This is a genomic window from Chitinophagales bacterium (assembly GCA_013816805.1).
GTDB lineage: Bacteria > Bacteroidota > Bacteroidia > Chitinophagales > UBA10324 > MGR-bin340.
The window spans coordinates 1-12,081 of the sequence record JACDDS010000010.1 but is presented as its reverse complement, the minus strand read 5'-3'; the positions used below and the strand labels follow the sequence as shown (position 1 = coordinate 12,081).

8 protein-coding genes and 1 CRISPR repeat array are annotated in these 12,081 nt (G+C 37.4%); all 8 genes read left to right on the top strand.

Annotated features, from left to right (window positions below):
• Window positions 1-41: 41 nt before the first annotated feature.
• Entirely contained in the window at window positions 42-818 is a 777-nt protein-coding gene (cas6, locus tag H0W62_09580) for a CRISPR-associated endoribonuclease Cas6 (protein MBA3648786.1), read from the top strand.
• A gap of 8 nt (window positions 819-826) precedes the next feature.
• Window positions 827-1,624 (top strand): type I-PGING CRISPR-associated protein Cas5p, encoded by a 798-nt coding sequence (gene cas5p, locus H0W62_09575; protein ID MBA3648785.1) that lies wholly within the window; start codon window positions 827-829, stop codon window positions 1,622-1,624.
• Window positions 1,621-3,189: a hypothetical protein gene (locus tag H0W62_09570; GenBank protein MBA3648784.1), complete on the top strand. Its 1,569-nt coding sequence runs from the start codon at window positions 1,621-1,623 to the stop codon at window positions 3,187-3,189. Before cas5p ends, H0W62_09570 begins: the two co-directional genes overlap by 4 nt.
• Before the next feature lie 24 nt (window positions 3,190-3,213).
• Window positions 3,214-4,281 (top strand): DevR family CRISPR-associated autoregulator, encoded by a 1,068-nt coding sequence (locus H0W62_09565; protein ID MBA3648783.1) that lies wholly within the window; start codon window positions 3,214-3,216, stop codon window positions 4,279-4,281.
• A complete protein-coding gene (cas3, locus tag H0W62_09560) occupies window positions 4,274-6,562 on the top strand; it encodes a CRISPR-associated helicase Cas3' (GenBank protein ID MBA3648782.1) in 2,289 nt (762 codons plus the stop codon). Before H0W62_09565 ends, cas3 begins: the two co-directional genes overlap by 8 nt.
• A gap of 3 nt (window positions 6,563-6,565) precedes the next feature.
• The gene (cas4, locus tag H0W62_09555; GenBank protein ID MBA3648781.1) at window positions 6,566-7,072 is read left to right on the top strand and encodes a CRISPR-associated protein Cas4; all 507 of its coding nucleotides are present in this window, start codon (window positions 6,566-6,568) and stop codon (window positions 7,070-7,072) included.
• 75 nt (window positions 7,073-7,147) lie between these two features.
• Window positions 7,148-8,152 (top strand): type I-B CRISPR-associated endonuclease Cas1, encoded by a 1,005-nt coding sequence (gene cas1b / locus H0W62_09550; GenBank protein ID MBA3648780.1) that lies wholly within the window; start codon window positions 7,148-7,150, stop codon window positions 8,150-8,152.
• A complete protein-coding gene (gene cas2 / locus H0W62_09545; protein ID MBA3648779.1) occupies window positions 8,153-8,416 on the top strand; it encodes a CRISPR-associated endonuclease Cas2 in 264 nt (87 codons plus the stop codon).
• A 196-nt stretch (window positions 8,417-8,612) separates the two neighbouring features.
• A CRISPR array of direct repeats spans window positions 8,613-11,935; the repeat unit is 30 nt; unit sequence CTTTTAATCGCACCAATGTGGAATTGAAAT.
• Between the last annotated feature and the right edge of the window lie 146 nt (window positions 11,936-12,081).

Sequence of the window (12,081 nt, the reverse complement as noted above, 5' to 3'; positions counted from 1 at the left end):
GCGGCTGTAATTTTTTATATTGTTGCCTTCAATTATATTTCATGCGTATCAGGTTATCTTTTCAGGTTCCTCCTCAAAGCGTGCTGCCTGTTAATTACCAATATGCCGTCTCGGCATGGATTTATAAATGTCTTTTCCATGGTGATCCGGCTTTCTCGCAGTGGCTTCATGAGCAGGGATATTCTTACCAAGGCAAGCGCTTCAAGCTCTTTACCTTCTCGCAGCTGAAATGCTCCTTCACGATGGAGGGCGACCGGATGGCGCTCAACGCACCGAATGCGGAGCTCCTTATCAGCTTTCTCATCGATGAGCAGGTAGCGCATTTTGTTACAGGCTGCTTCCGCAACCAGGAATGCATGATCGGCGACCGCGTGAGCCATGTAAGCTTTACAATCGCTGCCATTGAAGTATTGCCTGCTCCGGCCTTCAGCGATACCATGCGTTACCGGCTGCTTTCGCCACTGTGCATCACCCGCTCGCGCATCCATGAAGGCGGCGAAGGATACGAGTTTCTCTCACCGGACCATGTCTATTATAAAAATTTTTTGGTGCAGAACCTCATTCACAAGCACCACAGTGTTTATGCTGTTGCAGGAAGTTCGGAAGATTTCCTGCCGGAGCAATGTACATTGAAGGTATTATCATCCCCACGTTCGAGGCTGATCAGGATCAAAGACCATACGGAAGCCGCCACGAATATCCGCGGGTGGATGTTTGACTTCGAGCTGAAAGCACCTGTAGAATTACAGCGGGTAGGATATTATGCGGGGTTTGGGGAGAAGAATGCGATGGGGATGGGGCTGGGGGAGGTTAAATGAGCATTAAAATGACAAACACAATTGACATATCAGTACTTTTTGACAAGCCCGAACTTAATCATAAAGCGAGTTTATTCATTGAACCGCTTGCTCCTTTGTCGTTAGTCACTTCCATGCCTGGTGCATATTATAGGAGTCAACGAGAGCCATCTGATTTTATGATTTATGGAATGTTGGAAAATTTATTAGGGTGGCATTTTACTGATGATGAAAGGAACCCGATTATCACAAATTTAAAAAGTCACTATAAGAAGCAATACAAGTTAAATTTAAATTTTGCTAAAACCCCTGTAGGTTATAAGCCTTTACTGCAACATCATTTGAAAATTGAGCAATTATTACTCAAACCATCTTATTATGGTTCATATGAGGATTATTGGACGCAACATTTAAAGCATAATGATATAAGGCATTTTGATGGTTCCAGAAATTATGATTACTCCTTGGAACAAGAAGTCAATATTTTAAAAAGTGGTAGAGAAGAACTAAAAATAATTAAGTCGAAATCGAAAACAATAAGGGAATCATTACAAAAAGAGGCAAATAAAAAAAAACAAGAGGAAATAAAAAAAGAGATTAAAAAATTAGAAGCTGATCTAATGAAAAAAAGTTATGAAAAAATGTCAAATTATTATTCAAGTCCAAAAACAAGGGAATATATAATTGTCAAAAATAAATACGGTTATATAGTCACGTCTACACCTCAATTATTAAAACTTTTGAATGAATGCACTAATCAACTAATTTCTCCCTTGTATTTAGGAACAAATGAAGGATGGGTTGATTTAAAAATTGAAAGTTTATGAAATTTACACATCCATTTAGCATATATGGTTTAGCATTAGTTCTTTTTCGAGAAAATTTAGAAAATGTTCAAGAAGTTCAGACAACTATGTTTGAAAAGTATTTGGAAGAAGGATTAAATCATTTTAGATTGAAGGCAACTAATACGCTGGATGATGAAATAATAAACTTTGAGTTTTCCTCAACCAAAAATGGCGACACTTCCAAAGGCGTTTATTTAGCTCCGAATACTCTAACATCTGATTACGATGCGTCTGAAACTTGGGATGCCATAGAAACAATAAGAAATAACTTAAAACTAAATTCTGACATCTCGAGAATTCATAAGGAAAAATTTATTATTGGAAATGATAAGTATAAGGATTGTAACCTAACAATGAGCATTGTACCTATATCTGGAAAAATTAATAATGGCAATGCTTCTCAGGGTTATACAAAAACATCGTTTCTGGAATTTCTTTGTTGTGCCGTAACAACAAGCACACCTTTAAAACCATGTTTTGGCTATAAAGAAAAAAGGGATAGCGCTCCTATTCCTACTGCTATAATACCTGACTTAACTTTAGATCAAATGAAGGTGTTTATTGAATTCTATAATATGATGCTTGATAGAAATATCAATAAAAAGAAATTGCTTCAAAAAAAGGTTTTTAGAAAAGAAGGTCAAAAACCAACTTTTACCAGACCACCTATTTATGACGGTAATTTCCCTTATGCTCCGAAAAATTCTGCATTTGGTGTTGTAGGTTTATTAGGCGCTATAGGCAGATGGGGTAAAGAAGCTGGTTATAGTAAAAAAGGAGAAGAAGTTTTGGAAAGTTTAAAAGAAAAACCACTTTATCTAATACAATATGGCAAAGCGCAATCAGTCACCATCAATCATTATATTATTGATTTAGCCAAAGAGAATAAACTTTCTGATATCGTTTTTGCTATTCAAAAAAGTAAACTTATACATCCTTTTGATGAAACTAAACAAAAAGATAAAAAGGGTATTGAAAGCCGTAAAGAGGCTTTTAACCTTTTTAGCAACCGATTTTTACAACTATTCAATAAATCTACATTTAAGGATTTTCTATCAATAAGAGCTGAATATGAACCTGAATTAATTGAACTATTCAATACATTTTTTATGAATGAAATGAACCAAATTAAAATCAAAAAGGAAGTGGTGCAATCTGCTTTGGTGCTAGGCAAATGGCTTAATCAAATAGCTTACTTTGTTGGCTTAAAAGAAGCTAACAATCAGAAAAAACCGCATCTGAAATATGAACTTAAAGCAAAATGTTTAGTTGAGCTTGAAAGTAGCATCTTCGGCTCAAGAAGACCAGCAGAGATACTTAATGTAATTACAAGAGCAGGCAGGCTTTCGGGAGATTCTGCACCTTCTGAATCTACCATTTTCCAGGAAGCATTTTTAACTGGTGAAATGAGTATGGAAGATGCAAAGAGTATACTAATGGCTTTTGCACGAATAAGAAATCCATCTCAGCCTAAGGATACTTCCAATCCTTCTCCTCAGGTCTTGGAAAATGAAGACCAAGAAATTTCAGATGCTTCTCATTAAAAAACCTCATAAAAATTTGTAATAATGGAAAATATAAAAGGAATACTAGTTTCTATTCTCGCACCAATGGAGAATCACATTGCCAATGGCGGTGAAAAATTATTGGGTAATGCCTCCTCAATTAAAAGGCGTAATGATGGACGTGTTTACATTTCCGGGCAAATGCAACGTCATGTTTTATTTAGTGCTATTCACCGCATTAATGAAGAAGAAAAAAACAAGACTAATGATATTGAAGTAGTATTAAAAACGAACGGAGAAGAAAAAAAGGAAAAACAGAAATATAATCAAGTTGAGATTTCTAATGGCAAGAAATTAAGTGATACTTATGTTTCCAATGGTGATGGCATTGGAAATGCTATAGAGGTTGATTTGCGGGCTGATATGGGTGGGTTCATGCATCCATCAGCAGGCAGTTATTCAGGAAGAAGAACAGCACCATTAACTGTAACACCTGCGGTCGCTACACAACAAAGTCAGATTACAAGAGACTTATTAGTGAGATTAAAAGTTGACACTTTAACTGATGATAAGCAAGCATTGGCTACAAAAGAGCAAAGCGATTCTGATATGATGTTAATGAATTTTTTTCTTGACATTTCCAATTTAAGTGCTTCAAAAAAGTTCAGTTACGAAAAGGGGTTTCATGTAAAAACAGAATATGTAAAGCATGTAAATGAAGCTGAAAGAAGAAGAAGGGTTAAGCTGTTTTTAGAAGCAACCAAATCAATGATAGATTATGCAAATGAAGCTCGTAACGCTTCAACAGGAGAACCACAAAAAGTATTGATTGTATTTGATACAAAGATGAGTAGGAAGGCTTGCAGATATTATGATGATACAGAAATAGGGAAAACTCAGCAAAAAAATATCATTGAAGAATTAAAAGCAAGGGATGCATTTTATATTGTTGGTGATGATACTACTGGTGAAGTGAGCGTTCAAACAGCATATAAAAGAGCCTTAGAAGAATTAGAAAAATCTACTCTCTTTGATCCAAATGGTGGTAATGAAAATATAAAAACATTTACCGAGGCTTTTCCGCAGGCTGCGCAAGTTGATGAGACGCCTAATGCTGTGACAAATGAATAATGAACCATTAGCTAAACCGAAAGGCACTACGCTAAAAGAGCACATAGAAAATGTAACTAACGAAGCAAAAAAAATTATTCAGAAACATTCATTTGTTATAAAAAAGTATGAACAGCTAACTGGTAAAAGTTTAGAGAGGCGTTTGAAGGTTGCAGCAAAATTTCATGACGACGGTAAGAAGCATTTGAAGTGGCAAATTGCCTGTAAGAAAGAAAATGAGATTTATTTACAAACTCAAAAGGTTAATGGTGGGTACTTGCAAAAAACAGGCATACGTCATGAAATGGAAAGTCTTTACTTGCATCAAAATGATAAATATCCCTTTTCAGAAGTTTTGAAAATATCAATAGCAGCACATCATGGGAAATTAGGGCAATCATTGGAAACAAGATGGGAAAAAGATGAAAATGGGAAATACAAGGAATTTTGGAATGAATTCAAAAGATTAAGCTATACAACATTTGACTTAAACTATCCTGAAAACTTCAGTTATTCTATTTTAAAAAATTATGAATTTGCTGGAGTAAGAAGCTATTTGCAATTAGCAGATCACCGGGCAAGTATATTAGAAGATAAAAAAGAAATTCCGGAATTTGGGGAATTTGATTATCGGTTTAATCTCAAATGGGAAAGAAAAAATGTTCAGAAAATAGCTGAAGATAACTGGCAGGATGAGTTACTTCTTTTACGTGCACCAACAGGTTCAGGGAAAACAGATGCAGCTTTACTTTGGGCAAAAAAACAAATTGAAAACGACAAAGCTGATCGTTTAGTTATTGCAATGCCAACACGTTTTACTTCAAATGCTTTATCCATAAATGTCGCAAGCTCTTTATCAGAAACAGGTTTATATCATTCCAGTGCTTGGTTTGTGAGACATTTTGAGACAGCTAAGAAATCTTATGAAGCGGAGCATAAAGCAAAGCTGCAACATGAATTTGCCCGGCTTTTAGAAACTCCCGTTACTATTTGTACAATTGATCATTTATTAATCTCGCTTACACATAGCAGAGAAGACCATCATTCCATTACGTTTAATTTAGCCCATAGTTGTGTTGTTATTGATGAAGCTGATTTTTATGATGAATTTACTCAGGCTAATATTCTCCAGTTATTAAAAGTGTTGAAACTTTTGGAAGTGCCGGTTTTGATTATGAGTGCTTCATTACCTCAATCATCTTTGGAATTATATCAATCAACAGGATTTAAACCAAAGGAAATTAAAGAAGATACTTCAGAGAATTTGAGAATAAGATGTTCTATAGAAAACATCAAGAAATATAAGGTTGTAAATGAACTTCAGGATTTGTTGGTTAAATCTTTAGATCAACCTACTATCATTTATGCAAATACCGTCGCCAAAGCAGTGGAATTTTATCAATGGTTCAAGAATAGAGGAAAGTTGCCAGTTTTATATCATAGCAGATTTACTGAACCAGATAAATTAAAAAAAGAGGAACTACTATTGGATGATTTTGGCAAAGAGGCATGGCGACATAAAAAGGCAAATGGAATAGCTATTCTTACTCAGATTGGAGAAATGAGCGTTAATATAAGTGCTGATTATATGATAACTGATATATGCCCTATTGATAGATTAGTTCAAAGAATTGGCAGATTATCAAGATTTGAGTTTATTAATGCAACAGGTAAACTAAATGTAATTATACCATTCAAAGATAATGAAGTTTATCCTGCTCCTTATGGAAACTATATAATGAAGAAAGGTTGGACGATGAGTAAACCTTTGGAAGATACTATTAATCTTCTGCAGCCTAAATCTTATAATGCTTTTGAATTGGTTGATTTAGTTAATAAGATTTATAAGGAATTGCCAAAGTTTTCAAGCCGAACGGAAATTAATGCAGATAAATTAAAAGATCATATTATCGATAATTGGTTAATTCTTCCTTTAGCACTAACCGAACAAGATGAAGAAAATACGCATGTGTGGAAAAGCAGAGACATTGATTCCCAAGTTGATATTTACGTTTTAGATCCATATGATTATCTGGAAAAAAATCTTCAAAGATTCAAAGATTTAGAAAAGAATAAACATAAAGAGTGCTTCTTTGACAACTACAAAGAATTTATGTATTTCCGAAACCAATACGTTATCAGTTGCCCTAATTATCTTTTTCAAAAAGCCCGAAAAAATGGGAAAGTCTATCAAAGAAATAAAATATGGATTGGAGATAATAAAGAATCGAAGTCAATATGGTGTACTAGCAACTACGATTCAGATTTGGGATTAGTGTTAGATGATAAAGATAACTTTTAAACTATGCCCCTCACCGCCACCCACATCGCCTACTACCACCTCTGCAGGCGCAAGCTGTGGCTCTTTGCAAATGGCATCACCATGGAGCACACCTCCGACCTCGTCGCAGATGGCAGGTTCATCCATGAAAATTCATATGAGCGAAGGGCAGATAAGTTCTCAGAAGTGGAGATAGACGGCTCAAAGATTGATTTTTACGATGCAAAAAATAAGGTGATCCATGAAACCAAGCGCTCAGCCGCACGCGAAGTGGCACACGGGTGGCAGGTGAAATACTACATTTATCTGCTGAAAAAAAGTGGTATCGAGGGAGTATCGGGGAAAATTGAATATCCGGTCTTTCATCAATGCACCGACGTATTGCTCACTCAAGACGATGAGATATATATAGAAAAAACTATCCGCAATATTGAAGAACTTACCGCATCGCCAGCTTGCCCGCCCAAAATTGAAAAGAAGAAATGCCGGTATTGCTCCTACTTCGATTTCTGCTGGTCAGAGGAATATTGAAGACGGATCGCGAAGCCATTCGGATGCGGCTTGGCAGTAAAGGATTTTTTTGATAAATACAGTAACCATTTCCTTATGAAAAAAACCTATTACCTCTTCAATGCAGGGCGAATGAGCCGCAAAGACAATACCCTTCAATTCACGCCTCAGGATGAGGAAGGAAAAGAGCTGCCTCCGAAATACATCCCTATTGAAAGCGTGAGCGACCTCTATTGCTATGGCGCACTTGATGCCAATTCTGCGCTTTACAACTTCCTGGGCAAGAGCCAGGTCGCCGTCCATTTCTTCGACTATTACGAGCACTATACCGGGTCCTTCATGCCAAAGGATTACTTGCTTGCAGGCAAGGTACAGATCGAACAGACGATGCACCACGTGAAAAAAGAAAAAAGGATGGTGCTGGCGCGGCTCTTTATAGAGGGTGCCGCTTTTAACATGCTCAAAAACCTGCGCTACTACAATAACCGTGAGAAAAATGTGCAGCCGCAAATCGATTCCATCGAGCAGTTCATGGAAATGCTGCACGGTTATACGGAGGTGGACGAGCTGATGGGGCTGGAAGGTAACATCCGGCAATGCTATTACCAGGCGTTTGAAACCATCATCGATGAATTTACGATGGGCAACCGCACCAAACAGCCTCCTTCCAACGAGGTGAATGCACTCATTTCATTCGGAAACATGATGTGCTACAGCCTCTGCCTGGGACAGATCTATCATACCCAGCTCAATCCTACCATCAGCTTTCTTCATGAGCCGGGAGCACGCCGGTATTCCCTTGCGCTTGACCTTGCGGAAATTTTCAAGCCGCTCCTGGTTGACCGTACCATCTTTACGGTGCTTAATAAAAAGCAGCTTCAGGCGGATGATTTCCGCATCGAGCTGAACCGGTGCATAATGAAGGATGCAGCGAAAAAGACTTTTGTTAAGGCTTTCGAAGAACGGATCAATGAAACCATACAGCATAGGTCGCTGAAGAGGAGCGTCAGCTACAAGCACCTGGTAAAACTGGAGTGTTATAAGCTCAGCAAGCACATTCTGGGGGTGGAGACATACAAACCCTTTAAAACGTGGTGGTAGATGTATGTAATCCTCGTTTACGACATTGAAGCGCGGAGAGTTGGCAGGATGCTGAAGCTCTGCCGGCAATACCTGAACTGGATTCAGAACTCGGTATTTGAAGGTGAGATCACAGAGGTGAAACTGAAGGAGCTGATCAGCCGTGCTAAAAAATTTTTGGTTCTTGAAAAGGACAGCATCATCATTTTCAAGAGCCGGGATGAGAAGTGGCTCGAAAAGCAGATTGTAGGATGCGAGAAAAACAAGATAGAAACGTTTTTATAGGCGTCGATGTGACCAGATCTGAGACATATTAGATAGAAAAAAGAAGTTTTATCTGTTCCCGGCATTGAAAAGGTGTATTGTCGATCCCGCACTTGAATTGCAGTATTGGTGGTTGACGGGAATAGACCTAAAAAAATGGGTCTTTGGATTTTATAAGTGTTTGAAAACTGTATATTTAAGGAAATTTATTTAACGGCTTTTAATCGCACCAATGTGGAATTGAAATTGGTGATTGGTTTTAAGTAATGACCTCTAATTCTGCTTTTAATCGCACCAATGTGGAATTGAAATTCCGTTGCCGAGATTTATCTGCTGGTCGGCCCGCACTTTTAATCGCACCAATGTGGAATTGAAATTAAAGTTTGTTCGTTGATCCTCCGAAATCTCCGAAACTTTTAATCGCACCAATGTGGAATTGAAATCCGTGAACTAAGCTATCAATTACGGTATGGTGTATGTCTTTTAATCGCACCAATGTGGAATTGAAATTAAAGCGCTCCCAAAATCCATCGCACGGTTTTAAAAACTTTTAATCGCACCAATGTGGAATTGAAATTCGCTCCCTGGGCCTGTTTCTTATTGTTCTGGGCGGTACTTTTAATCGCACCAATGTGGAATTGAAATATCGATATGGCTACAAATTCCATCGCACTTTACTTGTCTTTTAATCGCACCAATGTGGAATTGAAATCTCAGTACAGTTCATTGAATACAGCGTACCAGGGAACCTTTTAATCGCACCAATGTGGAATTGAAATAATATTTCCACTGCCTTTGCAAGCAGTACGCGCATTCTTTTAATCGCACCAATGTGGAATTGAAATCGTCAGGGCCTTTAGATTTTACAATATTTCCTATTTGGCTTTTAATCGCACCAATGTGGAATTGAAATTGAGATCTATGCTGATCAAAGCACTGATAAGAATAAACTTTTAATCGCACCAATGTGGAATTGAAATTTAAGGTTGAAGCCTTCAGCGCGGATAATCATATACTTTTAATCGCACCAATGTGGAATTGAAATACCCTTATCACCTTTTACATCCACGATCAGATTAGCTTTTAATCGCACCAATGTGGAATTGAAATTCACCGATTGTGAATTATGTTTTAGCCAGAATATACTTTTAATCGCACCAATGTGGAATTGAAATTGAACTGGTATGGAGATCGCGGACTTTTCAATACGCACTTTTAATCGCACCAATGTGGAATTGAAATGGGATTTGATATCACTGAAAACATTTCTGAGTTTTCCCTTTTAATCGCACCAATGTGGAATTGAAATGGACTTCAGTAGCATTAGGATGCACATTCTTATTATTCTTTTAATCGCACCAATGTGGAATTGAAATGGATTTGAACAAAAGCTTGTTCCTGATCCGGTGCCGTCTTTTAATCGCACCAATGTGGAATTGAAATCGGCGATTGTGTTCCGGATATTTTCGGCAATGCTACTTTTAATCGCACCAATGTGGAATTGAAATTATATTTCTATGATCTCACACCTGCACTGTTTGATGCTTTTAATCGCACCAATGTGGAATTGAAATAATTTTCATTGCAATAGGAGTGCATGAGGATACTTTTAATCGCACCAATGTGGAATTGAAATCCGTTTTGGGTGAATAAGGATGATATGGGAATTGTTCTTTTAATCGCACCAATGTGGAATTGAAATGAACTTTCTCTTATGTGTTTACGGATCCGGATGATGCTTTTAATCGCACCAATGTGGAATTGAAATTGACGTATTTCCTGCACCATCTGTTGTTAAAAATTCTTTTAATCGCACCAATGTGGAATTGAAATGAATTGTGTAGCAAGAAATTGTAATCCTAAGTAACTTTTAATCGCACCAATGTGGAATTGAAATAGACAAATATCTTTCGCAAGAAAATCCCTCTCCACACTTTTAATCGCACCAATGTGGAATTGAAATAAATATTTTCCTGCACAAAGAATGATCATCAATCAACTTTTAATCGCACCAATGTGGAATTGAAATTGCTTTGTAAAAAATCAGATCTATGCCACCGTGCACTTTTAATCGCACCAATGTGGAATTGAAATTCTTTTACGCAAGTGATATGCACCGATGCCGGCAGACTCTTTTAATCGCACCAATGTGGAATTGAAATACATTTACAATATCGATGCTCCTTTCTGCAGGTGGCTTTTAATCGCACCAATGTGGAATTGAAATCTGTTTAAATTTGTCACTGGCACGTTTCCCAGCCCAATCTTTTAATCGCACCAATGTGGAATTGAAATGCGACTATTCCATATTATATGCGGCAGGATTATCGCTTTTAATCGCACCAATGTGGAATTGAAATATGAGTTTCGGACTGTAAAGTTTGTAAGGCGCCATCCCTTTTAATCGCACCAATGTGGAATTGAAATAGATATGTAATAATAGCCTCGATGATAACTGTAATGGCTTTTAATCGCACCAATGTGGAATTGAAATGAGGTTCGCTTTCTCATGCATCGAAAGGGTGAACTCTTTTAATCGCACCAATGTGGAATTGAAATCCATTTTGAAGTGATAACAATACATATTCAGCGCCTGCTTTTAATCGCACCAATGTGGATTTGAAATTATCGCCTTCTTTGGTGATACCACAGCTGATACCGTCTTTTAATCGCACCAATGTGGAATTGAAATAAGTTTGCCATCCATACGCCTGCGTTATCACATTTACTTTTAATCGCACCAATGTGGAATTGAAATTGGATTCTCACCCGCTCGGTAAAGGCAGATGAAACACTTTTAATCGCACCAATGTGGAATTGAAATTGTTCTCAATATCCCTTTTTATATTAGGATTGAGCGCTTTTAATCGCACCAATGTGGAATTGAAATCATTTAAAAGCACCGTTGCCCAGGGCAGTCAGCTCTTTTAATCGCACCAATGTGGAATTGAAATTATGTTGGGGCATTACTAACAGTTTTTTTACTCATCTTTTAATCGCACCAATGTGGAATTGAAATTGGTAGAGGTATTCTCGGATAAGTATAAGATGATGCTTTTAATCGCACCAATGTGGAATTGAAATGAGGTAACGGTTAAGCTCACTGCCGATGCTGTAAAGGCTTTTAATCGCACCAATGTGGAATTGAAATATCGAGGTAGTCACGATTGCTGCACCGGATTACCTGCTTTTAATCGCACCAATGTGGAATTGAAATAACCCGAACTCCACCTTTTCCATCACGTCCGGAAGCTTTTAATCGCACCAATGTGGAATTGAAATTTAAGTAAAGCCGAACAGCTGCTTATTTCAGCATACTTTTAATCGCACCAATGTGGAATTGAAATCTGGCTGATAGGGTAGAGTGGAATACCATCATAGGCTTTTAATCGCACCAATGTGGAATTGAAATCGAAGTAGCATATCTCCTCCCGGTTCTTTGCTACCTTTTAATCGCACCAATGTGGAATTGAAATTGGATATTAACCCGTTCGGTAAGGGCAGATGAAACTTTTAATCGCACCAATGTGGAATTGAAATTGAGATGTTATATCGGAATCGACAACGTGTAAGCTCCCCATAAAATAGGGCCAGTTAAAAATAGAAAATACAGTTTTAAATTTAACTGGTCATGAAAAGAGAAAAATTCACCGAAGAACAAATTATCAGGATACTCAAGGAGTATG

Bases quoted from the DNA above. Each gene is read 5' to 3' on its own strand.
- cas6 (MBA3648786.1), top strand. From the start codon at position 42: ATGCGTATCAGGTTATCTTTTCAGGTTCCTCCTCAAAGCGTGCTGCCT.
- cas5p (MBA3648785.1), top strand. From the start codon at position 827: ATGACAAACACAATTGACATATCAGTACTTTTTGACAAGCCCGAACTT.
- H0W62_09570 (MBA3648784.1), top strand. From the start codon at position 1,621: ATGAAATTTACACATCCATTTAGCATATATGGTTTAGCATTAGTTCTT.
- H0W62_09565 (MBA3648783.1), top strand. From the start codon at position 3,214: ATGGAAAATATAAAAGGAATACTAGTTTCTATTCTCGCACCAATGGAG.
- cas3 (MBA3648782.1), top strand. From the start codon at position 4,274: ATGAATAATGAACCATTAGCTAAACCGAAAGGCACTACGCTAAAAGAG.
- cas4 (MBA3648781.1), top strand. From the start codon at position 6,566: ATGCCCCTCACCGCCACCCACATCGCCTACTACCACCTCTGCAGGCGC.
- cas1b (MBA3648780.1), top strand. From the start codon at position 7,148: ATGAAAAAAACCTATTACCTCTTCAATGCAGGGCGAATGAGCCGCAAA.
- cas2 (MBA3648779.1), top strand. From the start codon at position 8,153: ATGTATGTAATCCTCGTTTACGACATTGAAGCGCGGAGAGTTGGCAGG.